Origin of the sequence: Polymorphospora sp. NPDC051019 (genome assembly GCF_040683055.1) — a bacterium.
In the GTDB taxonomy this organism is placed as follows: Bacteria; Actinomycetota; Actinomycetes; order Mycobacteriales; family Micromonosporaceae; genus Polymorphospora; species Polymorphospora lycopeni.
The window spans coordinates 1-23,616 of sequence record NZ_JBFBCH010000031.1; the positions used below are offsets into that span (position 1 = coordinate 1).

Sequence of the window (23,616 nt, forward strand, 5' to 3'; positions counted from 1 at the left end):
GATCCCCCACCCCCACCCCGATCCGCTCCACCATCACATCCGACAACCGCACAGACGCCTCCGCCATCGTCGATTGATCAGACACCGAATCCCAATAGCCAAGATGCAGGCTGCCACCGGCCAGCTCGGCAAGAAAACGACTCATCCCGTCGTCATAGAAGGCCGCCACCTCTCCGGGCCGCGGAACACTCTCTTTTCCCACGCCGGCCGCGCTCGACATTTCTCCTCCTTCATGGTCGAACCTGTCCACCCGGCACACCCGCCCATTCGACGCGAATAGCATGCGGACCGGAACCGGCCAATTGTTCGCCCGACATCGGGATACGCCGACGAACGATTACGAGCACGCCCGGCCCGAGGACCCTGCGATGTGGGCCGGCAAAACCAGACGGACCGCGGGGTACGGCTCAACCAGCCGAAGCGCTCTAGTCAGGCACAATGCCGGAGGCAACCGCCCAACCGATCAGACGGGACTTGGTGGCCGCGCCGACGCGGCGCCGCGCCTCACGCAGATGCTCTTCCACCGTGTTCTTCGAAATACCTAGCTGGCGAGCTGTTTCCTTGGCCGTCAGACCGCAGACCGCGAGCCGGACCACTTCGGTTTGTCTTGGGGTAAGCAATTGACTGTTACCGTGCCAAATTCGCGAAGCCTGGGCCACCTAAAGCCTCCCCGTGCCGTAACTCACGTCCCGCCACGCAACTTGCACCTTAACACTATCACCTACGTCGATGTCATAAAAGTCTGAAGTGTCGACCAAGGACGGATCTATGGCGAACTTGCGGCGGTGGGCTGTTCGGGCGCGAGGAACCTATGGGCACCGTTGTGCCTGCTATTTTGCGGTCCGGATCAGCACCGTCTCCCCGGACCGGATCCGGCGGGACTCCGCACCGGCCGACCACTCCGGCTTCGGCTCCCCGGCGCTCCGGTACCGTCGCAGGCGGGTCGGATAGACGACCGGTTCAGTCGCCGGGCAGGCGGTGCCCGAGCGCCTCGGCCAGTTTGAGCGCCTCGTCGATGAGCGTCTCCACGATCTGCGGCTCCGGCACGGTGCGCACGATCCGGCCCCGTACGAAGATCTGTCCCTTGCCATTGCCGGACGCGACGCCCAGGTCCGCCTCTCTCGCCTCGCCCGGCCCGTTGACGACGCAGCCCATGACCGCGACTCGCAGCGGGATGTCCATCCCCTCCAGGGCGGCGGAAACCTCGTCGGCCATCCTGTACACGTCGACCTGGGCCCGCCCGCAGGACGGGCAGGAGACGATCTCCAGACCCCGCTCGCGCAGCCCGAGCGACTCCAGGATGGCGTTGCCGACCTTGATCTCCTCGACCGGCGGGGCGGACAGCGACACCCGGATCGTGTCCCCGATCCCCTCGGCCAGCAGCGCGCCGAACGCCACCGCCGACTTGATCGTGCCCTGGAACGCCGGTCCGGCCTCGGTGACGCCCAGGTGCAGCGGGTAGTCGCACTGCTCGGCAAGCTGCCGGTAGGCCCGCACCATCACGACCGGATCGTTGTGCTTGACGGAGATCTTGATATCGCGGAAGCCGTGCTCCTCGAAGAGCGAACACTCCCACAGCGCCGACTCGACCAACGCCTCGGCGGTGGCCTTGCCGTGCTTGGCGAGCAGCCGCTTGTCGAGCGAGCCGGCGTTGACCCCGATCCGGATCGGGATGCCGGCCGCCGACGCCGCCGCGGCGATCTCCTTGACCTTGTCGTCGAACTGCCGGATGTTGCCGGGATTGACGCGTACGGCCGCGCAGCCGGCGTCGATCGCGGCGAAGACGTACTTCGGCTGGAAGTGGATGTCGGCGATCACCGGGATCTGCGACTTCTTCGCGATGGCCGGCAGCGCCTCGACATCGTCCTGCGACGGCACGGCGACCCGGACGATCTGACATCCGGACGCCGTCAGCTCGGCGATCTGCTGCAACGTCGCGTCGACGTCGGCGGTCAGGGTCGTCGTCATCGACTGCACGCTGACCGGTGCACCACCGCCCACCGGCACGCCACCGACGTCAAGCCGGCGGGACGTGCGGCGCGTCGCCAGCGGGGGTGGCGGCGATCCCGGCATGCCCAGCGGAGTACCGCTCATCAGTCCTCCTCGCGGTAGGTCGCACGTTGCCGGCCCAGCGCGTTGGTCAGGTCCCGGACGATGCCGGGAGCGGTCAGGCCAGCCTGTTCGAGCACCTCGTGGCGGGTGCCCTGCGGAAGGAAGTCCTGTGGCAGGGCGAGCTGGCGCAGCGGCGTGTGGACATTGGCGTCGTCGAGCGCCTGCGCCAGCGCGGCACCGACTCCGCCCACCCGGCCGTTGTCCTCCACGGTGACGACAAGTTCGTGTGCCTCCACGAGCTTGAGCAACTCGTCGTCGAGCGGTTTCACCCAGCACGGATCGACGACCGTCGCCGCGACACCGTCGGCGGCCAGCTGCTCGGCGGCCGCCATGGCGGGCCCCGCCATGGGCCCCACCGCGACGATGAGGACCTCACTCCGCCCGTCCGGGCGGGCCAGGATCTCCGCGACTCCCGCCGTGGCGACCGGCTCGATGTCCGGGGAGACCGGCCCCTTGGGGTACCGGATCATGGTTGGACGATCGTTCACCGAGACGGCATGACGCAGTTGGGCACGCAGCCGCTTCCCGTCGCGCGGCACCGCGATCTGCATCGTCGGGACCAGTTGGAGCAGCGAGAGATCCCACATCCCGTTGTGACTGGGCCCGTCCGCGCCGGTGACCCCGGCCCGGTCCAGGGCGAACGTCACGCCGCACCGATGCAGGGCGACATCCATGAGCACCTGGTCGAAGGCCCGGTTGAGGAAGGTGGCGTACAGGGCGACGACCGGGTGGACCCCGCCCAGTGCGAGGCCCGCCGCCGACGTGACCGCGTGCTGTTCGGCGATGCCGACGTCGAAGATCCGGTCCGGGTAGCGGGCGGCGAAGTCCTCCAGCCCGACCGGCTCCAGCATGGCCGCGGTAACCGCCACCACGTCGGGCCGCTCGGCGCCGAGGCGTACCATCTCGTCGGCGAAGACCGAAGTCCAGTCGGCCGTACTCGGGCCGGCTTTGGACAACGGGCCGATCGCGTGCATCCGATCGCGTTCGTGCCGCTCGGCTGCCGGGTAACCGTTGCCCTTCCGGGTGACGCAGTGCACCACTACCGGCCCGTCGAAACGGGCGGCGAGCCGCAGCGCCCGCTCCGTCGCGGCGATGTCATGGCCGTCGACCGGACCCAGGTATTTCACCCCGAGGTCCTCGAACAGGCCCTGCGGCGCGAGCATGTCCTTGAGGCCGGCCTTCGCCCCGTGCAGCGCGCCGTAGACCGGGGAGCCGACGACCGGCACGTTCCGCAACTGCTTGATCAGCCTGTTGAACTCCTGATAGCCGCGCGCGGTCCGCAGGGCCGACAGGTGACGGGCGAGCCCGCCGCGGGTCGGCGCGTACGACCGCCCGTTGTCGTTGACCACCACGACCACCCGCAGGTTCTCCTCGACGAGGCTGTTCAGTGACTCCCATGCCATGCCGCCGGTGAGGGCGCCATCGCCGACGACGGCCACCACCCTGCGATCCGCCCCGGTGAGCCGGTAGGCCTTCGCCAGCCCGTCGGCCCAGGCAAGGGCGGTGGAGGCGTGCGAGTTCTCGATGACGTCATGCGCCGACTCGGCGCGGGACGGGTAGCCCGACAGCCCGCCTCTGCTGCGGAGCCGGGAGAAGTCCTTGCGTCCGGTGAGGAGCTTGTGGACGTATGCCTGGTGCCCGGTGTCCCAGAGGATCCGGTCATGCGGCGATTCGAAGACCCGGTGCAGCGCGATGGTGAGTTCCACGACGCCGAGGTTGGGCCCGAGATGCCCGCCGGTACGCGACACCGTGGCGATCAGGGACTGCCGGATCTCCGCGGCCAGCGCCGTCAGCGCGATGTCGTCCAAGGCCCGTAGGTCGACGGGTCCGTTGACGTGGTCGAGCAGCGGTGTCGCGCTGTCCCGACCGGTTCCTGGTCCGATGTCAGCCAAGGTGTCGCTCCAGGGGTAGTGAGGCGGGGCGGGATTCCCTCAGACGTCGCGGTATGCCACCGCCCGCGCGAGCTCCTCGAACTCCTGTCGCCACTCGGGCGTCAGATCCGTCTCGCTCAGCGCGCACCCGCCGGTCTCGACGAGGTCGGCGATACGGTTCTCCACCTCGGCGGGCACGCCCCAGTCGACGAGCATGTCGACGAAGGAGTCGGCCTCGAACAGTTCGTCCATGAACGCCGCGCGTAGACGTTCGTCCCGCTCGAACGCCAGGCTGAGTAGCAGCGTCATCTTGTGCTGCCGCAGGTCGGAGCGAGACGGCTTGCCGGTCGCCGCCGCATCGCCGAAAAGGTCGATCAGGTCGTCCCGTAACTGGAACGCCTCGCCGACGGCCGTGCCGTACGTCTCGAACGCGGGCATCAGATCGGGCCGGCCGGCCAGACAGGCGCCGAGTTGCAGCGGCCGGTGGATGGTGTAACGCCCCGACTTCACCACCGCGATCCACCGGGACAGCCCCGGATCGGTCACGAAGGCGGCCGCCGCCTCGACGTCCATCCACTGTCCGATGACGAGTTCCGCGCGCAGTTCGTCCCAGACGGCGCGAACGCGGGCGTCGTCGACCATCATGGCGTCGGCGTACGCGTGCGCGAGGTCACCGGCGAGGATCGCGACGCTCTCGCCGAACCGGTCGGATCCCCCCATCCGTCGGTCACGGGCGTGTTCCCGGCTGTGCAGCGCGTGCACCGTGGGATGTCCGCGCCGCTGTGCCGACTCGTCCATCACGTCGTCGTGGATCAGGGCGAACGCGTGCAGCAGCTCCAGCGCGGCGGACATCGCCGCTACGTCGTCGTTCGACGGATCGCCCCCGGCGGCGAGGTACCCGGTGATGCAGAAGGTCGGCCGCAGGCGCTTGCCGCCGGATCCCACCAGCCGTGCGATGGCCTCAACCGGCACGCTGGCCCGCGGGTGCACCGCGGACCACCTGGCCCGCTCTCCCGCGAGCAGGCAACCGACCCGGTCCTCGGCAGCCCGCAGCAGCCGTGCCCGATCGCGTCGGGCGCCCTCCACCAGTACCGTCATGTCAGTCGTCATGGCTTCCTCCGTCGGCCGGCGCACCACCGGACAAGGACGCGGGCACCGCGAAGTCGACCCGCTCCACCGAGGTCACGTCCGTGGTGATGTCGTCGTAGCCCAGTCCAGCGAGCCGGTCGACCAGCTGTTCGACAAGAATCTCCGGCACACTCGCACCGGAGCTGACGCCGACCGAGCGAACATCGCGCAACCACGACTCGTCGAGTTGCGCGACGTCGGGTACCAGGTACGCACGGGCGCCGGCCTCCCGGGCGACATCGACCATCCGGAGCGAGTTGCTGGAGTTGCGGGCGCCGACGACGAGAATCAGCTCGCACTGTCGAGCAAGCGACTTGATCCCGTTCTGCCTGTTCTGGCTGGCGTAGCAGATGGTGTCGGCGCCAGGCGCCACGATGTCGGAGAACCGCTGCCTGATCCGGTCGATCAGCACCGCGGTCTCGTCGACCGACAGGGTGGTCTGGGTCAGGTAGGTCACCGGCGTGTCGGACGGCAGGGTCAGCCGGTCGAGATCCTCGATGGTCTCGACGACGATCGTGCGATCGGGCGCCTCGCCGCGAGTGCCCTCCGTCTCCTCGTGCGCGGCATGCCCGATCAGCAGCAACACCCGGCCGTCCCGGGCTCCGCGCTTGGCGTGCTGGTGGACCCTCGACACGAGCGGGCACGTAGCATCGATCACCCGCAGCTCACGCGCTGCGGCGTTGTGCCGGACGAGCGGGGACACGCCGTGTGCGGAGAAGACGCAGACCGACCCCTCGGGCACCTCCGACTCGGAGTCGACGAAGCGCGCCCCCCGGCGCCGCAGGCTCGCGACGACGTGCTGGTTGTGCACGATCTCCTTGCGCACGTACACCGGTGGCCCGTGGAGCTCCAGGGCCCGCTCGACCATCGCGATCGCTCGCACCACGCCGGCGCAGAAACCGCGCGGCTCGGCGAGCACGGTCCGCTTCACGGCGTACCCAAACTGCCGGCGAGCCGGTTCAAATACTCCCGTTCCTGGTCGGTCAGCACGGCGTACGGCACGACCCGCTCCGGGTGGCCGGCCGGCGGCTGGGCCACGTCGGACGCCTCCCGGCGCCGAACTTCCTCCCGCACGGCATGGAACCGCATGGTGTACACATGCAGGGCCGCGCCGGGCAGACACGCCGCCCCGAACAGAGCGATGCCGTGCCCCAGCTCGCGCAGTAGCCAGCGCGCCTTCCCCGCCATCTCCATCACGTTCCTCCCGTTCCTGCGCCAGGACACGCGGCCCGGCTCGGCCGCACCCGGCCACACCGGCACCGTCCGGCCGCCGACCACGACGACATGGGCGCGCGCGTCGAGACGATGCCGAGTGCGCGGACACGACGCGGGCCCCGACGACGGGCGTTGTCGGGCCGGCGCCGCTCCAGAGATCCCGCTGCCTGCCGGTAGGCGTCACCGGCGTCGCGGCCGGCCCCGCACGGTGACAGCTGACTTTCCCGAAGACATGCCGGGCGTCCCGTACCCCGTCACCGGTGTCGGGACGACACGACATTGAGTCGTCACCGCTGCCTGTGTTGTAGCGAGTGGCCTTATGCCCAGCACGTACCGGTGTGGCGTTTCCGCCGCGGAAGCCACGTTGCCGGATGGATTCGGTCCCAACAATCCCCGATTTTCACAGGGTACCCGCGCATGAATGGCTGTGCTACTCTGCGCCCGCCGCACTCATCTCATATAGATACTCGAGCGAGATCGCAAGACCCGACTTCCGGCCCGGGCACATATTTCACGTTCATTCATGCCCGGGTGGCGCCGGCGGCGGGGAGCCTAGCACTCACCGGGTTGCACGGGTACCCCTGCCAAATCAGGGATTGTTGCTGTGAGCGACCGTCCGGCAATGTGGTCTTCCGCGGCGACAGAGATCTGCCGACTATCGGCCGAGTAGTGGTGACAGCTCATTGGTGTGCCGTCCCGCCGCTGGTTACGCGGATGCGGACAACGCCACGTCGCACCGTTCGCCACAGCCACACAGATCGGAATCCCGCAGATGAACGATATTGTCGACTATCCGAGCGCGGCGGCACACGGGGGTGAACTACCGCCAGCCTTCGACACATTGCGCCGGCACGCTCCCGTTTCGCAGGTACGTCTGCCGGACGGGCGTACCGCCTGGCTCGTGACGCGATACGAAGATGTGCGCACGGTATTGGCGGGTGAGCATTTCACCCGCGACCTTTCCGCAGCGGCGCCGTCCGGCCAGAATCACAACACGACGCGTACGGTCAACATGGACGGCCGGCCGCATCTGGAATTGCGTTCGCTGGTGTCGAAGGCGTTCACGGTGCGGCGGATCGAAGGCATGCGGCCGAGAATTCAGCAGCTGACCGACGAACTGCTCGACGAAATGGAGCGGCACGGTCCCCCGGCCGACCTGGTACGCCATCTCGCCGCTCCCCTGCCCGCCATCGCGATGTGTGACCTGCTCGGGTTTCCCACCGCCGACCACGAGCGGCTCAACCACTGGTGTGACGGCATCACCGCGGTGCCGGGCACCGACGCCGGGACGGCGGCGTGGCGGGAACTCGGCGCCTACGTCAACGAGACCGCCCGGGCGAAGCGCGCGGAGATGGCCGGGGGCCGACCGGCGGACGCGGATCTGCTCAGCGTACTCATCCGCGCCCACGACGACGCCGGGCGGCTCACCCACGAGGAACTCGTCCTGCTCGTCGTCGTCGTCCTGGCCGGCGGCCTGGAAACCACCCAGACGGCGATCGGCGCCGGCCTGATCAGGCTGTTGCGGAACCCGGACCAGCTCAAGAGGCTGCACGACGATCCCCGGCTCCTCGACCCGGCGATCGACGAGATCCTCCGCCACCAGCCGGTCATCGACCTCAACCGGGTTCAGGTGGCGACCGGGGACATACGGCTCGGCGGGCAACTCGTGCGGGCCGGCGACCTGGTGCAGATCTCGATCAACTCGGCGAACCACGACGAGACGGTCTTCCCGGAGAGCAACCGGTTCGAGATCGCCCGCCACCCCAATCCACACATCGCCTTCGGCCACGGGGCGCACCACTGCCTCGGCGCCGCGCTGGCACGGCTCGAACTACAGACGGCGTTCTCCACGATCCTCCGCCGGTTCCCACGAATCGATCTCGCGGTGCCGCCGGAGAGCCTGCGCTGGCGCGGCGGCCATGTCTCGCTGGGCTTGGCGGAGGTGCCCGTGACCTGGTGAACCGCTCCACACCACGGCACGGCACCGCACGGAAGGAACGTCACATGATTGTCTGCAGGTACGCCGACGGCGGCCGCTCCGGTTACGGACGCGTGGAGCCCGAGCACGGCGGCAGCCTGGTCGTCCCGATCCGCCGGTCAGCGGGACGCTGGGTGGGCGGCCCGGGCCGGGCCCGCCCGGTCGACGAGCTCTCGCTCCTCCCGCCGGCCGAGCCAACCAAGATCATCTGTGTCGCGCTGAACTATTCCGCGGCCGCCCGCCCAGCTCCCGGCCGCGGACGTCCGGGAAGCGCCGACTCCACCGTCGTTCTGCTGAAACCACCGTCGTCGCTGGCCGGTCCCGAGCATCACATCGGCCATCCGGGTGGTTCCTGGGAGCTGAGACACGAGGCCGAACTCGCGGTCGTCATCGGCACACGGTGCAAGCGGGTGCCCGTCGAGTACGCCGCGGACGTCGTGGCGGGATACACGTGTGCCAACGACATCACCGCGTACGCGCGCCGCGACGCCGAAGCGTCCGGTACCCCGGCGGCCCCGCCGCCCGTCTGGGCGAAACACTTCGACGGCTGCACACCACTTGGACCGTGGCTGGCGACCGACCTGGACCCGGCCGATGTCGAGATCACCTGCCGAGTGGACGGACGGGCGAGACAGCGCGGCAACACACGCGACCTGATCGTTCCCGTACCCGAACTCATCGCGCTCATCAGCGAGCACATGACACTCCTCCCCGGGGACGTCGTCCTCACCGGGACCCCGGAGGGCTCCGGTCCGCTGATGGTCGGCAGCCGGGTCGAGGTGTCGATCGCCGGCATCGGCACCCTGCGCAACACCGTCGACATGCCGTCGGGCACGGCGTGGACATCCGACGGCGACCGGAACGACCGACCGGGGCCGCTGTCGTTCGCCGGCCGCCCGGCGGGCGAGGAAGGCGGGCCGAGCGATGCAGACCGGTGACCACGCTGTCGCGACGGGGGCCGTGGATGCGTGACCGAGGGCTCGGCGGAAGCCTCTCCGCCCACGTACGCACCTGGCGCCCCTACACCCTGTGGTACGTCGGCCTGGTCGGACTGGCGGGTGCGGCGCTGGCCACCGACCGGCACACGGTCCCCCGCCTGGCCGCCGCGTGGCTGGTGCCCACCCTGATCTGGGTGGCAGCGCACTACCTGGGCGACTACCTGGACCGCGACCTGGACGCGTTGAGCAAGCCGCAACGCCCGATCCCCTCCGGGCAGATGCGGCCCTCGACGGCGCTCACCGTCGGCGCGGCCCTCGCCGCCGCCGCCGGTGTCATCGCCGTCGGTGTCAACCCCCTCAGCATCCTCGTGCTAGTCGTCGGCATCGGCGGCGCTGTGGCGTACAACGGGCTGTTCAAGACTCGAGGACTGTGGGGAAACCTGGTCCGGGGCGCACTCACCGGCGCGGCCTTCCTCTTCGGTCAGCTGATGACCGCACCGCATCCGCTCGTCGAGCTGCTGCCGTTCGTGCTGGTGTTCTGGGCGCACGACGCCGCCTCCAACCTGGTGGGCACGCTCCGCGACGTCTCCGGGGACCGTGCCGGCGGCTACCTCACGTTCGCGGTGCGCCACGGAGTCCGCAGGGCGACGTGGACCGCGGTCGCGCTCTACGGTCTGGCCGTCACGACGGCGATGGCCGCCGTCCTCGTCGTGCCGGGTGCCCGGCTGGCATATCTCTGCGCCGTCCTGCTCGCCACTGGGCTTGGGTGCCACGCCTTCGGGATGCTCTTCGCCACCGCGCGAGAGCCCACCCCCTCCGTCGCCCTGCGCTCGCACGAGGTGCTCGTGGCCGAGCGGCTCGTCCTCGGTGGCGCGCTGCTGGTGCCGCCCTTCGGGCTGCCGGTGGCGCTCGGGCTCGTCGGGCCGATGCTGGCCGTCACCCTCGTGACCCAGCGGGCGATGCGTCCCCGCCACGAGTTCCCGCCGGCGGACCGCGAGCGCGGGGGTCGAGAGCCGGGCCACCTCACCCCGCGCCGATCCGACGAGACCGCGGCACCGAGTGCCGGTGGACCGGGGCCGGAGCGGGTGGCGGCGGGCTCCGTTCCGGCCGACCGGACGGAAACCGCGGTGAGGCAGGCCACCACGGCGCTCTTCGCCCTCCAACGCCCCGACGGGTCCTGGCCCAACCGGCGGCCCACCGCGGTGCTCGGCACGGCCGGCGCCCTGGCGGCGCTGCACTTCGCCGACCCCGAGCGCTCGCGCGACCTCATCGAGCGGGGGGCCCGGTGGCTGTTGGAGAACCGGAACGCCGACGGCGGCTGGGGCGGAGTGGCCGGTGCTCCCACGCAGATCGTGCCGACCGTGGTCGCGGCGTCCACCCTGCGTCTGCTGAACCCGCAGGCGTCGGCGGAGCCCGTACGGCGGGCCCTCGACCTTGTGGCGTCGCGCGGCGGGCCGGCCGCGCTGGCGGATCCCGGGATGGTGCACATGGCGTCGATGTTTCTCATGCTCGCCGGCCTGACCGACATGGCGGGCGCCCGCCGCATCCCGCTGGAACTGCTCCTCCTCCCGCGAGCGCTCTGGCGGGCCCGGCTCTCCTTCCGCGTCGCGCCCTTCGTGGCCATGGCGTTCGTGCAGGCGCGTCACCAGCCGCCGACGGGGCTGCCCCGCCTGCTGTACCGGCTCGCCCGGCCAGCCGGCATACGCGTGCTGGCAGAGGTGGAGCGCGGCGAGAACGACCGCGGCGGCTACGGCGGCGACAACTGGCTGGTCGCCGTCGTCTGTATCGGCCTCACCTGCGCCGACGCCCCGCGACACATGATCCGCGACACGGTCGGTTACCTACGGTCGAACGTGCACACGGACGGTTCCTGGCACATCATGCAGGGTCTCGATCTCATCGGCGGTTCGTTCGTGGCGCGCGGCCTCGCGGAAGCCGGCTCCGCCGCCGATCCGCGGCTGGCGCGGGCGCGACAGTGGTTGCGCGCCTGCCAGCAGGACGCGCCCTTCCCGGTCTTCGGGTCGCCGCCCGGCGGATGGGGCTGGGAGGGGCCCCGCGGATGGCCGAACTTTCTCGACAGCGCCAACGTCCTGGCCGCCCTCGTGGCCGGCGACCAGCGGACCGGCGACGAGCACCTGCGCCGGGGCCTGCGGTGGCTGGAATCCAGGCAGGACCGGCCGGGTTCCTGGGGCACCTTCGTACCGGACACCACACTGCCGAACGACGGCCCCTGCCCCTACGTCACCGCGCAATCCCTGGAAGTGCTGCTCGAGGCCGGTGTCTCGCCGGAGCACCCCCGCATCCGTAGGGCGCTGAACTGGCTTCTCGCCCGGCAGCGGGAGGACGGGACTTACGACGCCCTCTGGTATCGCGGCCGCGTCCCGGGAACCGCCATGGCCCTCGTGGCCCTCAGCCGGGCCGGGCTCGCCGGTCACCCGGTCAGCGTGCGCGCCCGTGAGGCGCTGACGCGCGCTCAACTCCCGGACGGCTCGTGGGGTCCGGGTGAGACCGGCGTCCTCGGCGACGACCCGTCGACCGGCACCGTCGAGGAGACCGCCTGGGCACTGCGGGCGCTACTCGCCTCCGGCGTGCCGGCGGACGAGCCGATCGTGTGGCGGGCGGCTGACTGGATCATGGCCGCCCAGAAGCCCGACGGGTTGTGGCCGGCGGCCCCGGTCTGCATGCACATCCGCAACTTCGCTTACTACGTCGACGGTCTGATCGTCAACGGGCTCGCCCTGAAGGCGCTCGGCAGCTATCGGACCGCACTCGCCGGCGTCAGGTTCGAGGAGCAGGGGACGGTATGACGGCACGGACGGTGGATCAACTGGACACGGATGTCGTCATCTGCGGTTCCGGGGTCGCCGGTCTCGCGACGGCCTGCGCGCTGGGCCGGCTCGGACTCGACGTGGTGCTGGTCGAGAAGAGGCGTCAGCAGCCTCATATCGCCAAAGGCGAGGTGCTCCAACCGGGTTCGCTGCGGATCCTGCAGGGCTGGGAGGTGCTGCACCGGCTCGAGTCGAGGCAGGCTGTCCGGCTGAACCGGCTGGTTGCCCGCGAGGCCGACGGCGACGAGCTTGCCACGATGGACTTCGGGACGCTGGGCGGCAACCGCTCGTGGATGCTCTCCCACGACTACTCGACGATCCTGGAGTGCACCGGGGAGGCGCTCGGCGAGACCGTGCGCCTGCGCCGTGGCGTACTGGCCAACGAACTGATCCGGGACGCCGGCGGCCGGGTGGCCGGCGTGCGGGTCAGCGAGGGCGGCCGCGAGTACGAGATCCGGGCCCGACTGGTCGTGGCGGCCGACGGCATGTCCTCACGCCTGCGCCGGATGGCGGGTATGAGCGCGGACCCGGTCGCGTACGGCCACCGGCTCCTGTCGTTCGAGCTTGCCGACGTGCCGGTGGCACCCGACGAGGTCTCCGCCTACGTCACCCGGCGCGGGCTGGTCATGATCTATCCGTTGCCGCACGAGAGAACACGGGTCTACGTGCAGGTGGCCCCGGACGAACTGAGGCGGGCGGACGCGGCCCGGCTGGAGCACTGGTGTGCGGAACTCGTCGCCGACGTGCCCGCGTTGGCACCGTTCGCCCACCTGTTCAAGGAGGCTCTGGATCGCCGGCAACTGCTGCAGGTCTGGCGGTACCGGGCCCTGTCGCTCGTACGACCCGGGATAGCCCTGGTCGGCGAGGCGGCCCACGGGGTGCATCCGCTGACGGCACAGGGCATGAACACCGCCATCGGTGACGCCCACACGCTCGCCGTGCATCTGGCCGGCACCGCTCCCGGCGCGACCGCGGCGGTCGACGAGGCGCTCCGCGGGTACGAGAACGAACGCCTGAGCCGGATCCGGGACATCCACGTGATGAGCCACAACGCCGCCCGGATGATGACCTCCACCTCGCGCGTCGGCCGGATGCTGGGCCGTCGCCTGCTGAGCGGCACCGGCCGGAGCGCCCGGCTGCGCTATCTGACGACGTTCAACATGTCGGGTCTCGGCATGCGCCCGCTGACCGGGTTCGACCGGCTCGTGCAACTCGGTGTCCTGCCTGATCCCAAGGCACGGTCGTTCGTCCCGTCACATTGACCACGGCGGCGCGGCCGAGGGAACCGGTGACCCATGGCTGATCGAGGGAGACAAGGAGCTGAGAGATGTCAGACCTGCTCAAGACGGCGTTCGACGTACGTCCGTTGACGGGCGCGCTGGGCGCCGAGATTCATGGCATACGACTAGCCGAGATCACCGATGAGGAGTTCGCCGAGTTGCGCCGGCTGTTGCTGGAGTATCTGGTGATATTCGTCCCGGATCAGCACGACTGGTCGCCGGAGGCGCGCGTCGCGTTCGGCCGCCGGTTCGGCCGGCTCGAGGTGCATCCGTACCTGCCGCACCTGGAGGGACATCCGGAGATCCAGATCATCGACTCGGAGCAGGACGGCAAGATCCCGATCTGGCATACGGACATGACCTACACGACGAACCCGCCGGTGGGATCGATCCTGCAGATCATCCGCAACCCGGGTCGTGGCGGCGACACCATGTGGTCGAACCAGTACCTGGCGTACGAGTCGTTGGCCGCGCCCCTGCGTGACCTGCTGGACGGGCTGACCGCCATCCACGCCATCCACATCCCGGGCCTGGACAGCCGCGCCGAGCATCCGGTCGTGCGGGTCCATCCGGAAACGGGCCGTCGGGCGCTGTTCGTCAACCGGGCGCACACCTCGCACATCGCCCAGCTCAGCCGGATCGAGAGCGACGCGCTTCTGCAGTTCCTCACCGAGTTCGCCACGAAGCCGGAGTTCACGTGCCGGCACCAGTGGCGGCCGGGCGACGTGGCGATCTGGGACAACCGCGTCACCCAGCACTACGCGGTGGACGACTACGCGGAACGTCGTACCGGGCTGCGTCTCGTGCTCCTCGGCGACGAGCCCACCGGCAACCCGCCGCGGTGGGAGCACTACCAGCCGGCCCCGGGGCAGCGGTACGCCCCCGCCCGGGTCAACGCGAAGGAGTCCTACTGATGGCCGGGGAGCCATGCAGCTGAGCGCCGCCATCGCGCCGCCGATCGCCCCGCATGCCTTGCTGGTCCTGCTGCTGCAGGTCGCCGTCCTGCTCCTCGGCGCGGTACTGATGGGACGGCTCGCCGCCCGGCTCGGCCTGGCTCCCGTGGTCGGCGAGCTGACCACCGGCCTGATACTCGGGCCCTCGCTACTGGGTGCGCTGGCCCCCGGCGTCACCGGCTGGCTGCTGCCGGCCGACGCCACGCAGGCCCACCTCCTGGACGGAATCGCTCAGCTCGGCGTCCTGCTGCTGGTGGGCGTGACCGGACTGCACCTCGATGCCGCGATGCTGCGGCGCCGCGCGGGCGCGGCCTTCCCGGTCAGCCTCACCGGCATCGTGATCCCGCTCGGGATGGGGGTGGGCCTCGGCTATCTGCTGCCGCCGAGCATGCTCGGCGACAACGGCCAGCGCGGGGTGTTCGCGCTCTTCATCGGCGTCGCGATGGGGGTCAGCGCGATCCCGGTGATCGCCAAGGTACTCAGCGATCTCCGCCTCCTGCATCGCGACGTCAGCCAGCTCACGCTGACCGCGGCCGCGATCGACGACACGATCGCGTGGCTGCTGCTGTCCATCGTGTCCGCGGCGGTGACGGCCGGAGTCGCCTTCGGGCAGCTGACCGGGTCGATCGTTCTCACGCTGCTGGTGCCCGTCGCGGCGCTGCTGCTCCGGCCCCTCGTGGCCGTGGTGCTGCGCCGGGCGGCCCGCTCCGCCGAGCCGGCAACCGCCGGCGCGGTGGTAGTGGTGGTGATCCTGCTGGCCGCCGCCGGCACCCACGCCCTGGGCCTGGAGGCGGTGCTCGGCGCGTTCGCCGCCGGCATCCTCGTCGGCACCAGCGGTGTACCCAAGACCCTGCTGGCTCCGCTTCGCACCGTGGTGATCGGCGTGTTCGCGCCGCTGTTCCTGGCCACCGTGGGTCTGCGGATGGACCTGACCGCGCTGGTGCGACCGGAGGTGGCGCTGAGCGCGGTCGTGGTCACCGCGGTGGCGATCGTCGGCAAGTTCGCCGGCGCCTACGCAGGCGCGCGGATCAGCCGACTGGGGCACTGGGAAGGGCTGGCGCTGGGTGCCGGGATGAACGCCCGCGGCGCGGTCGAGGCGGTCGTCGCCATGGTGGGGTTGCGGCTCGGTGTGCTGAACACCGCCAGCTACACGGTGATCATCGTGGTCGCGATCGTCACCTCCTTGATGGCGCCGCCACTGGTGCGGTGGGCGATGGCCAGGGTGCCCATGACCAGCGCCGAGCGGGACCGGCAGGTCGCGGACGCCGCGTGGATGACATCCGCCGTGAGCGCGGACATCAGCGCCGCTCCGGCGGTGGGCGGGGCGACGGGCGAGGGGGCCGGTCCGGTGGCACCTGGCCGGGCCGACGCGAAATCCGGCCACCGCGAGTCGCACGGAGGCACGTCATGACCTCGACCGAGCCGCACTACGGCGACTTCCTGCGGCTGCAGGCCCTGCTGTCGCTGCAGCGGGAGCTTCCGGACGTGCACGACGCGCACTTCTTCTTCACCGTGCACCAGGCGTACGAGCTGCAGTTCAAGATCATCCTCTACGAGCTGGACGCGGCGGTGGTGGCCGTACGCGGCGACGACATCCCGCGCGCGGTGTACTGCCTGCGGCGCGTCCGTGCCATGGAGGACGCGCTCGTCGCGCAGGTCGGCACCCTGGAGACGATCAGCCCGGGCAGCTTCGCGGTGCTGCGCCGCACGTTGGGGGGCTCGAGTGGCCTGCAGTCGGTGCAGTTCCGTGAGATCGAGTTCCTGTCCGGGCAGAAGGATCCGGGCTACCTCGACCGACTCCGCATGTCGGAGGCCGAGCGGATCCGCCTGGAACGCCGATTGACCGAGCCGTCCCTGTGGGACGAGTTCCAACGGCTGCTGAGGCGACTCGGCGATCCCGACCTGGTCGAGCTGTATCGGGCGGAGATACCGGACAACGGGCTGGCCCGGCTGGCGGAGGCCATGGTGGACCACGACGAAGGCTTCGGGCTCTGGCGGGTCCGCCACGTCGCCATGGTGGAACGCGTGATCGGGCGGCGGCCGGGCACCGGCGGGTCGGCCGGCGTCGCGTACTTGCAGTCAACGGTGGAGAGACGGTTCTTCCCCGAACTGTGGGCAGTGCGAACGCTGCTGTGACACCTTCCGGCGGCACGGTGAAGGGCATGCTGCCACCCCCGCAATCGACGAGGCAAGAAGAAGGGCTGTACGCAATGGACAACCGCATCAAGAAGATCGTCATCCTCGGTGGCGGCACCGCCGGCTGGATGGCCGCCTCCTACCTGGGCAAGGCCCTACAGGGCACCGTCGAGATCACGGTCCTGGAAGCGCCCTCGATCCCCCGCATCGGCGTCGGAGAGGCGACCGTGCCGAACCTGCAACGAGCATTCTTCGACTACCTCGGCATCGCCGAGGACGAGTGGATGCGCGAATGCAACGCCGGCTTCAAGATGGCGGTGAAGTTCATCAACTGGCGGACCGCCGGGGAGGGACAGAGCATTCCCCGTGACGCGGGAGGACACCCCGACCAGTTCCACCATCCGTTCGGTCTACTGCCGGACGTCGACCAGATTCCGCTGTCGCACTACTGGTTCCAGCGCCGCTTCACCGGACAGACCAGTGAGCCGTTCGACTACGCATGCATGAAAGAACCGGCCATGATGGACGCTCTGCGCGCGCCCCGCACACTGGACGGCCAGCGCGCCACCCGGTACGCGTGGCACTTCGACGCCCAACTCGTCGCCGACTTCCTGTCCCGGTTCGCCACCGGGCGGCTGGGCGTCCACCACGTGCAGGACACGATGGAGGAAGCCCTACTGGACCAGAGGGGAAACATCACCGGCCTGCGCACCGCCGGCGGCCGGATTCTCGACGGGGACCTGTTCGTCGACTGTTCCGGGTTCAGCGGCCTGCTCATCAATCAGGCCATGGGGGAACCCTTCATCGACATGAGCGACCATCTGCTCTGCGACCGGGCGGTCGCCACCGCCGTGCCCAACGACGACGAGCGGCTGGGCGTCGAGCCGTACACCTCCTCCATCGCCATGAAGTCCGGCTGGACCTGGAAGATCCCCATGCTGACGCGGTTCGGCACCGGGTACGTCTACTCCAGCCAGTTCGCCTCCCAGGACGAGGCTACGGAGGACCTGTGCCGGCTGTGGCGTCTCGACCCGGAGAAGACACAGTTCAACCACGTACGCTTCCGGGTCGGCCGCAACCGCCGTGCCTGGGTGAAGAACTGCGTGAGCGTGGGCCTGGCATCGTGTTTCGTCGAACCGCTGGAGTCGACCGGGATCTACTTCACCTATGCCGCGCTGTACTGGCTGGCGAAGCTCATCCCCACGGGCGACCTCGACCAGGTTCTCGTCGATCGCTTCAACCGCGAGATCGAGGTCATGTTCGACGACACCCGCGACTTTCTCCAGGCCCACTTCTACTGCTCGCCGCGCATCGACACGGAGTTCTGGAAGGCGAACAAGGAACTGCACCTGTCCGATGCCATCCGGGAGAAGATGACGATGTACAAGGCGGGACTGGCCGTCAACCCGCCGATCGCGGACGAGAGCACCTACTACGGCAACTTCGAGGCCGAGTTCCGCAACTTCTGGACGAACGGCAGCTACTACTGCATCTTCGCCGGGCTGGGCTTCCTGCCCGACCAGCCGCTGCCGGCACTGGCGCACAAGCCCGAGTCGGTGCACGCCGCACAGCGACTGTTCGACGAGGTCAAGCGCGCGCAGCGGGAGGCCGTGCGGACACTGCCCAGCAACTACGAGCTCCTGCGACAGATCCACGGTCACTGACCGGGCGCGGACCGGGCCGGTGGCGGTACGGCCACCGGCCCGCGCGGTGCCCGGTCAGCCCCGGGCGGCCGGCCGGTCGGCGGGCAGCAGTCGTGCCAACTCCGCGGCGACGCGGGCCCACGCGGGCGTCCCGGGTCGATCAGCTCGAAGTGGTCCACGCCCGGGAGTTCGAGCAGCTCCGCCTCGGGACCGACGCCGGCGACGTACCGCCGGCTGAGCACGACGGGAACATGGGTGTCGGCGGTGCCGTGCACCACCAACTGAGGCACGCCGATCGGCACCCGGGCCATCGGGTCCGCCTGGGCGTACACCTCGGGCCGCTCGTCCGGATCACCCCCGAGCAGCTCGGATGCCGCACCGTCACTCAACCCCAGCCGCGCGGCGAGGGTGAGGTCGCAGACGCCGGCCAGCGACACGACCGCGGCCGGGACGGTCCTGGCGCCCGAATTCGGCTTACGCCCGCAGCAGGCCCACAACGCGAGATGACCTCCGGCGGAGTGGCCGATCAGCCCGACACGCGCCGGGTCGACGGCATCGTCCCCGAGCCCCACGACCGCGTCGAGCGCGGCGGCCACGTCGTCGAACGTACCGGGCCAGCCACCGCCGGGCATGTCCATCCGCCGGTACTCGATGTTCCAGACCGCATAGCCTCGGGCGTTGAGGTCCGCCGCCACGAGGTGCATCAGGTCCAACCGGTACCGGCTACGCCAGTATCCCCCGTGGACCAGGACCACCACCGAACCGTCGCCGCCCGGCCAGTACTCGCCGTACTGATCGGTGGCCGACCCGTAGCGGACGGTCCGGTACGCGTCCGGTGGGGCGGCGGTGAACCGGGCCAGTTCCGGTGGGTATGCCGCGGGCACGCCGCCGGTGGCGGTCATCAGGTCAGCCCCTCCGGTTCGTTCGGGAAGTCCAGGTGCCGGCCGGCCGTCACCAGGTCACGTACCCGCGCGAGGGCGGTGTGCACGTCGACATGGCGGGTGTAGAGCGGCGCGAAGCCAAACCGGATCCGGCGTGGCCGGCGGTAGTCCGGTATGACTCCGGCCAGTTTGGCTGCTTGACATATCGACCATCCCGCCGGGTGATGGAGGGTCACGTGCGCGCCACGTCGCCGGGCCGGCCGGGGTGAGGCGACCCGGAGCCCCAGCGGCGTGAGCCAGTCGTCGATCAGGCGGAGCGCATACCCGGTCAGGCTGCGGGCCTTGGCCGCGACATCGTCGATGCCGGCCGTCGCGGACAGCCGCGCACCTTCGAGTGCGGCGCAGCCGGACAACACCGGAGGTGTTCCGACGAGGAAGCGTTCGATCGCCCGCACGGGTTCGTAATCGCGGCCCATCGCGAACTGGTCGGTCTGCCCGAACCAGCCCCAGATGGGTTGTGTCAGCTCCGGTTGAAGGTCGCGGCGGACGTACAGGAACGCCGGCGAGCCAGGGCCACCGTTCAGGTACTTGTACGTGCAACCGACCGCGAGGTCCGCGCCCGCCGCGGACAGGCCGATCGGCACCGCGCCGGCCGAGTGGCAGAGGTCCCACAGCGTCAACGCACCGCACCGGCGCGCCGCCGCCGTCACACCCGCCAGGTCGGCGACCGCTCCGGACCGGTACGCCACGTGCGACAGGCAGACCAGGGCGACCTGGTCGTCCAGGGCACGCTCCACCTCGGACAGGCGTACGCCGTCGTCAAGGTCCGTGGGCACCTGCCGAACCTTCAACCCGCGTGCCGCGGCGACGCCGTCCAGGACGTAGCGATCGCTGGAGAAGTTGCCGTCGTCGGTGACGATGACGTCGCGTCCGGGCCGGGCGTCGAGCGCCGCGACGGCCAGCTTGTAGAGGTTGACACTGGTCGAGTCGGAGAGTGTCACCTCTCCCGGCCGGGCACCGACGACCTCGGCCACCAGGTCGCCGGCTGCCCGGCCGACTCCCAGCCACCGGCCCCAGCCGTCGATCAGATCCGTACCCCATTCGTCGACGACCGCGCGCACCCTGGCGCGGGTGGCCCGCGGCAGCCGGCCGAGCGAGTTTCCGTCCAGGTAGATGACCGACGGATCGGCGATGACGAACTCGTCCCGGAAGTGGGCCAGCGGGTCGGCCGCGTCCAGTTGCCGGGCTTCTGCGAGGTAAAGGTCGGCCACCACCGGACGGTACAAGCGGCGAAGCGGCCCGCGAACCCCACATTAATGAGGGGTTCGCACCGCCATTACGTATTGGATAGTGTCAATTGGACCAAAGGAGAACCGACTTGCTGGCTTCGACTTCACGCCGATTCCTGGCGGCCATGATCGCGCTCCTCACCGCGGGTGCGGGGCTCATCGCGACCACCGCGTCGCCAGCGGCGGCCACCGGGCCCGCCGGAATCACACCGACCTGTGTGGCGCATCTCGTCCCGGTCCGCATCGCCGACCCGGGACCGGTCACCGAAACCCTGTGGGGCGAACTCTGCTATCCGGGCGACCGGCGGCCCAGCACGGTGCAACTGCTGGTGCACGGCGGGTACGCCAACCACGGGTACTGGGCGAGCGACGTGCGGGGTGGCTACTACTCGTACGTGCGCGCCGCCGTGACGGCCGGCTACGCCACCTTCAACGTCGACCGGATCGGCGCCGGCAACAGCTCGCATCCCCACAGCAGCGTGGTGACCGGGAACGCGGGCGCCGTCGCGCTGCACGACGCGATCACCGCGTTGCGCTCCGGAACCCTCGACGGGCACGCGTTCAGCAAGGTGATCTGGGTCGGTCACGCGGTCGGCTCGCTGCACGCCTGGCTCGAGATCCCCAGGTACAACGACGTCGACGCCGCCATCCTCACCAGCGCGCTGCACGCGTACAACATGGAACACCTGCTCACCGTCGCGGAGAACGTCCATCCGGCCGCCGCCGATCCCGCGTTCGCCGACTCCGGTCTGGACCGCGGATACTTCACCACCAAGCCCGGCACCCGCGCCGGCATGTTCTTCCACCCAGCGACGACGGACCGGGCCGCAGCGGCGGCCGACGAGGCCGGCAAGGACGTCTTTCCGATCCAGCAGGGTGAGACCGCGCCGCTGCCGCACCAGATCCGGGTGCCGGTGCTCCTTGTCGCCGGCCAGAAGGACTTCATGTACTGCGACGGCGTCACCGAGTACGACTGCACCAGACCGGAGACCGTACGCGCCTTCGAGTCCCAGTTCTACCTTCCGGAGGCGCGGCTCCAGGTGGTCACCATCCCCCTCACCGGCCATGCCCTGGCGCTCTCCACGAGTGCTCCCGTGACCACCGCCGTCATGCTGAAGTGGGCGCTGCGAACGGCGGCACCCTGATCCCACCGATTCCGCGGAATGCCGACGACGCCCGGCGGCACGCCGCTGCGCGCGGCAACCATTTCGCTGCCGAGGCCACCGACCCACGATTCCAGGCAGGCGCCGTTCATCCGTTCACATCCTGATTCTCCGAGCCGGACACGAGGTATTCGGAATGGTACGCCGCAGAGGGAACGAAAACCCGCGGAATGTTCTCACCGGAATGGCGCGGCCATGGTGACCGCCGGCGTGCCGCGCACCCGGGCCCGTCCGGAAGAGTTGTGGCCGGCCGGCGTCGACGACGGCTTCGCGGCATGGTTCACCGACCGGGCGGCGGCGACGTCGTGCCAGGTGACCCGGGTGCCGTTGGATCGCCTGCGCGGATGGTCGTTCGACCCGGCGACCGGCGACCTGAAACACGACAGCGGCCGGTTCTTCGTCATCGAGGGCCTACACATCAGGTCCACCTACGGCGCGGTCGACGAGTGGTACCAGCCGGTCATCAACCAGCCGGAGATCGGCATCCTCGGCATGCTCGTCAAGATGGTCGACGGTGTGCCGCATTGCCTCATCCAGGCAAAGGCCGAGCCGGGCAACAGCCGGATGCTCCAACTGTCACCGACAGTACAGGCCACCCGCAGCAACTACACGCGCGTCCATCGGGGAGCACGCACCAGGTATCTCGAGTACTTTGTCAATCCGGGCACCGGACGCGTGCTGGTCGACGTGCTGCAGTCCGAGCAGGGATCGTGGTTCCTGCGCAAGCGGAACCGCAACATGGTCGTACTGGTGGGTGACGACGTACCCGCCTCCGACCAGCACCGCTGGGTGGCGCTGCACGAACTCCGGCGGCTGCTTCGGGTGGACGGGCTGGTCAACATGGACGCCCGCACGGTGCTGTCCTGCCTGCCGCCGACGTTCTTTCCCGGCTCTCGCGGGGAGCCGCTCGACGAGGACGTGGCCGGGGCACTGATCCGCTCCGTGCGCGGCTGGGGCCCCGTGCGGCACGACGACCGGTCCGTGCTGAGCTGGTTCACCCGATCGAAGTGCCGTCACGAGCTGACGGCCGAGCGAGTGCCGCTGCGCGGGCTGCCCGGCTGGCGCTACCGCCCGCAGGAGATCGTCCGTGAGGACGGCAGGCACTTCAGCGTCGTGGGCGTCGACGTCCGGATGGACAACCGCGAGGTCACCCGGTGGAACCAGCCGCTGCTGTATCCGCACGGGCGCGGGGTGGTCGCGTTCCTCGTCAAGCGGATCGACGACGTCGCGCATCTGCTCGTTCAGGCCCGGTTCCAGGCCGGGCTCATCGACGCGATGGAGATGGGGCCGACGGTGCAGTGCGTGCCGCAGTCGCAGCCGGGACCGCTGCCACCGTTCGTCGACCAGGTACTGACCGCGCCGCCGCAGCGAGTCCTTTTCGACGCGCTCCTCGCCGAGGAGGGCGGGCGTTTCTACCACACCGAGAACCGGTACATGGTGGTCGAGGCCGGCGACGATGTGCCTTCCGAGGAACCCGAGGGATTCCGCTGGGTGACCGTCCACCAGTTGAGCATGCTGCTGCGGCACGGCTACTACCTGAATGTCGAGGCGCGCAGCCTGCTGGCCTGCATACATGCTCTGTGGTGACCGGGAGACGGTCACGAGCAGCGGAAGGCTGCCTCGATCTCCTGGGCTGTGTCGTAGTCCGGCAGCAGCCCGGCGGCCCGAGCCTCGCCGAGCGTCGGCGCGACCCGGTCGCGCGCGGACATGGTCGGGTCAGGGTACGGGATCGGGAGCCCGAGCGCCGGGTCGGTCGGTGACACTGCCAGCTCGTTGGCCGGCACGTACTCCTGAGACAGCAGATACGACATGACGCTGTCGTCCTCGAGCGCCACGAACGCGTGCCCGACGCCGACGGGGATGTAGACGGAGGCGAAGCCGTGTGCATCGAGGACGACGCTGTCGAAGCGACCGAAGGTAGGCGAGCCGGCGCGGAGGTCCACGACCATGTCGAGCACGCGCCCGCGCGGGCACGACACCAGCTTCGCGCTGCCCGGCGGCGTCGCGGTGAAGTGCACGCCGCGCAGCACGCCGCGGCGGGAGACGGAGTAGCTGGTCTGCCGCACCGGGAACAACGGATGCCCGACCGCCGCGGTGAGGACCGAGTCGACGTACGGCGAGGCGAAGACCCCCCGCTCGTCCGGGAAGACCCGTGGCGCGAAGGCGATCGCGCCGGTAACCGCCAGCTCCCGTGCGGTCAT

19 protein-coding genes and 1 pseudogene are annotated in these 23,616 nt (G+C 69.9%); 10 read left to right on the plus strand and 10 right to left on the minus strand.

Features of this window, described 5'->3' with window-relative positions:
* The 7 genes and pseudogenes from AB0M79_RS33345 to AB0M79_RS33375 form a co-directional block, all read right to left on the minus strand.
* Positions 1 to 250: pseudogene (locus tag AB0M79_RS33345) on the minus strand (hypothetical protein); the annotation flags it as partial.
* A gap of 175 nt (positions 251 to 425) precedes the next feature.
* Positions 426 to 659 (minus strand): helix-turn-helix transcriptional regulator, encoded by a 234-nt coding sequence (locus AB0M79_RS33350; RefSeq protein WP_364221785.1) that lies wholly within the window; start codon positions 657 to 659, stop codon positions 426 to 428.
* A gap of 301 nt (positions 660 to 960) precedes the next feature.
* Positions 961 to 2,094 (minus strand): flavodoxin-dependent (E)-4-hydroxy-3-methylbut-2-enyl-diphosphate synthase, encoded by a 1,134-nt coding sequence (ispG, locus tag AB0M79_RS33355; protein ID WP_364221788.1) that lies wholly within the window; start codon positions 2,092 to 2,094, stop codon positions 961 to 963.
* The gene (dxs, locus tag AB0M79_RS33360; protein ID WP_364221952.1) at positions 2,094 to 3,995 is read right to left on the minus strand and encodes a 1-deoxy-D-xylulose-5-phosphate synthase; all 1,902 of its coding nucleotides are present in this window, start codon (positions 3,993 to 3,995) and stop codon (positions 2,094 to 2,096) included. The genes ispG and dxs overlap by 1 nt, the downstream gene beginning before the upstream one ends.
* A gap of 48 nt (positions 3,996 to 4,043) precedes the next feature.
* On the minus strand, positions 4,044 to 5,093 hold the full coding sequence (locus AB0M79_RS33365) for a polyprenyl synthetase family protein (RefSeq protein WP_364221791.1): 1,050 nt from the start codon (positions 5,091 to 5,093) through the stop codon (positions 4,044 to 4,046).
* Positions 5,083 to 6,042 (minus strand): 4-hydroxy-3-methylbut-2-enyl diphosphate reductase, encoded by a 960-nt coding sequence (gene ispH, locus AB0M79_RS33370; RefSeq protein ID WP_364221794.1) that lies wholly within the window; start codon positions 6,040 to 6,042, stop codon positions 5,083 to 5,085. The genes AB0M79_RS33365 and ispH overlap by 11 nt, the downstream gene beginning before the upstream one ends.
* Positions 6,039 to 6,299, minus strand: coding sequence for a DUF6059 family protein (locus AB0M79_RS33375; RefSeq protein ID WP_364221797.1), 261 nt, complete (start codon positions 6,297 to 6,299; stop codon positions 6,039 to 6,041). Before AB0M79_RS33375 ends, ispH begins: the two co-directional genes overlap by 4 nt.
* Positions 6,300 to 7,227: 928 nt before the next feature.
* Here AB0M79_RS33375 and AB0M79_RS33380 point away from each other — a divergent pair.
* The 8 genes from AB0M79_RS33380 (at position 7,228) to AB0M79_RS33415 (ending at position 18,103) form a co-directional block, all read left to right on the plus strand.
* A complete protein-coding gene (locus AB0M79_RS33380) occupies positions 7,228 to 8,286 on the plus strand; it encodes a cytochrome P450 (RefSeq protein WP_364221800.1) in 1,059 nt (352 codons plus the stop codon).
* 44 nt (positions 8,287 to 8,330) lie between these two features.
* Positions 8,331 to 9,242 carry a fumarylacetoacetate hydrolase family protein gene (locus AB0M79_RS33385; RefSeq protein WP_364221803.1) on the plus strand — a complete coding sequence of 304 codons (912 nt, stop codon included), beginning with the start codon at positions 8,331 to 8,333 and terminating at the stop codon, positions 9,240 to 9,242.
* A gap of 26 nt (positions 9,243 to 9,268) precedes the next feature.
* The gene (locus AB0M79_RS33390) at positions 9,269 to 12,049 is read left to right on the plus strand and encodes a UbiA family prenyltransferase (RefSeq protein ID WP_364221806.1); all 2,781 of its coding nucleotides are present in this window, start codon (positions 9,269 to 9,271) and stop codon (positions 12,047 to 12,049) included.
* Positions 12,046 to 13,332, plus strand: coding sequence for an NAD(P)/FAD-dependent oxidoreductase (locus AB0M79_RS33395; RefSeq protein ID WP_364221809.1), 1,287 nt, complete (start codon positions 12,046 to 12,048; stop codon positions 13,330 to 13,332). The genes AB0M79_RS33390 and AB0M79_RS33395 overlap by 4 nt, the downstream gene beginning before the upstream one ends.
* A 65-nt stretch (positions 13,333 to 13,397) precedes the next feature.
* Positions 13,398 to 14,264 carry a TauD/TfdA family dioxygenase gene (locus AB0M79_RS33400; RefSeq protein WP_364221812.1) on the plus strand — a complete coding sequence of 289 codons (867 nt, stop codon included), beginning with the start codon at positions 13,398 to 13,400 and terminating at the stop codon, positions 14,262 to 14,264.
* Positions 14,265 to 14,277: 13 nt separating this feature from the next.
* Positions 14,278 to 15,714 (plus strand): cation:proton antiporter, encoded by a 1,437-nt coding sequence (locus AB0M79_RS33405; protein ID WP_364221815.1) that lies wholly within the window; start codon positions 14,278 to 14,280, stop codon positions 15,712 to 15,714.
* A complete protein-coding gene (locus AB0M79_RS33410) occupies positions 15,711 to 16,439 on the plus strand; it encodes a tryptophan 2,3-dioxygenase family protein (RefSeq protein ID WP_364221818.1) in 729 nt (242 codons plus the stop codon). The genes AB0M79_RS33405 and AB0M79_RS33410 overlap by 4 nt, the downstream gene beginning before the upstream one ends.
* Before the next feature lie 74 nt (positions 16,440 to 16,513).
* On the plus strand, positions 16,514 to 18,103 hold the full coding sequence (locus AB0M79_RS33415) for a tryptophan halogenase family protein (RefSeq protein WP_364221820.1): 1,590 nt from the start codon (positions 16,514 to 16,516) through the stop codon (positions 18,101 to 18,103).
* On the opposite strand, the gene AB0M79_RS33420 is transcribed toward AB0M79_RS33415, so the two are convergent.
* Together AB0M79_RS33420 and kynU are read right to left on the minus strand one after the other, a co-directional pair.
* Positions 18,097 to 18,984, minus strand: a complete 888-nt coding sequence (locus AB0M79_RS33420; RefSeq protein ID WP_364221823.1) for an alpha/beta hydrolase — start codon at positions 18,982 to 18,984, stop codon at positions 18,097 to 18,099. The two genes, AB0M79_RS33415 and AB0M79_RS33420, sit on opposite strands and share 7 nt — an antisense overlap.
* Positions 18,984 to 20,234 (minus strand): kynureninase, encoded by a 1,251-nt coding sequence (gene kynU / locus AB0M79_RS33425; RefSeq protein WP_364221826.1) that lies wholly within the window; start codon positions 20,232 to 20,234, stop codon positions 18,984 to 18,986. The genes AB0M79_RS33420 and kynU overlap by 1 nt, the downstream gene beginning before the upstream one ends.
* A 107-nt stretch (positions 20,235 to 20,341) precedes the next feature.
* Here kynU and AB0M79_RS33430 point away from each other — a divergent pair, with 107 nt between their 5' ends.
* Entirely contained in the window at positions 20,342 to 21,397 is a 1,056-nt protein-coding gene (locus AB0M79_RS33430; protein ID WP_364221829.1) for an alpha/beta fold hydrolase, read from the plus strand.
* A gap of 18 nt (positions 21,398 to 21,415) precedes the next feature.
* A complete protein-coding gene (locus AB0M79_RS33435; RefSeq protein WP_364221832.1) occupies positions 21,416 to 23,002 on the plus strand; it encodes an NDP-hexose 2,3-dehydratase family protein in 1,587 nt (528 codons plus the stop codon).
* 11 nt (positions 23,003 to 23,013) lie between these two features.
* Here AB0M79_RS33435 and AB0M79_RS33440 read toward each other — a convergent pair whose 3' ends face one another.
* Positions 23,014 to 23,616 carry a dTDP-4-dehydrorhamnose 3,5-epimerase family protein gene (locus AB0M79_RS33440; RefSeq protein ID WP_364221835.1) on the minus strand — a complete coding sequence of 201 codons (603 nt, stop codon included), beginning with the start codon at positions 23,614 to 23,616 and terminating at the stop codon, positions 23,014 to 23,016.

Excerpts from the sequence above, each read along its gene's own strand:
- ispG (WP_364221788.1), bottom strand. The coding sequence starts at position 2,094 with ATGAGCGGTACTCCGCTGGGCATGCCGGGATCGCCGCCACCCCCGCTG.
- AB0M79_RS33365 (WP_364221791.1), bottom strand. The coding sequence starts at position 5,093 with ATGACGACTGACATGACGGTACTGGTGGAGGGCGCCCGACGCGATCGG.
- AB0M79_RS33375 (WP_364221797.1), bottom strand. The coding sequence starts at position 6,299 with ATGGCGGGGAAGGCGCGCTGGCTACTGCGCGAGCTGGGGCACGGCATC.
- AB0M79_RS33385 (WP_364221803.1), top strand. The coding sequence starts at position 8,331 with ATGATTGTCTGCAGGTACGCCGACGGCGGCCGCTCCGGTTACGGACGC.
- AB0M79_RS33390 (WP_364221806.1), top strand. The coding sequence starts at position 9,269 with ATGCGTGACCGAGGGCTCGGCGGAAGCCTCTCCGCCCACGTACGCACC.
- AB0M79_RS33395 (WP_364221809.1), top strand. The coding sequence starts at position 12,046 with ATGACGGCACGGACGGTGGATCAACTGGACACGGATGTCGTCATCTGC.
- AB0M79_RS33400 (WP_364221812.1), top strand. The coding sequence starts at position 13,398 with ATGTCAGACCTGCTCAAGACGGCGTTCGACGTACGTCCGTTGACGGGC.
- AB0M79_RS33405 (WP_364221815.1), top strand. The coding sequence starts at position 14,278 with ATGCAGCTGAGCGCCGCCATCGCGCCGCCGATCGCCCCGCATGCCTTG.
- AB0M79_RS33410 (WP_364221818.1), top strand. The coding sequence starts at position 15,711 with ATGACCTCGACCGAGCCGCACTACGGCGACTTCCTGCGGCTGCAGGCC.
- AB0M79_RS33415 (WP_364221820.1), top strand. The coding sequence starts at position 16,514 with ATGGACAACCGCATCAAGAAGATCGTCATCCTCGGTGGCGGCACCGCC.
- AB0M79_RS33420 (WP_364221823.1), bottom strand. The coding sequence starts at position 18,984 with ATGACCGCCACCGGCGGCGTGCCCGCGGCATACCCACCGGAACTGGCC.
- AB0M79_RS33435 (WP_364221832.1), top strand. The coding sequence starts at position 21,416 with ATGCCGACGACGCCCGGCGGCACGCCGCTGCGCGCGGCAACCATTTCG.
- AB0M79_RS33440 (WP_364221835.1), bottom strand. The coding sequence starts at position 23,616 with ATGACCGCACGGGAGCTGGCGGTTACCGGCGCGATCGCCTTCGCGCCA.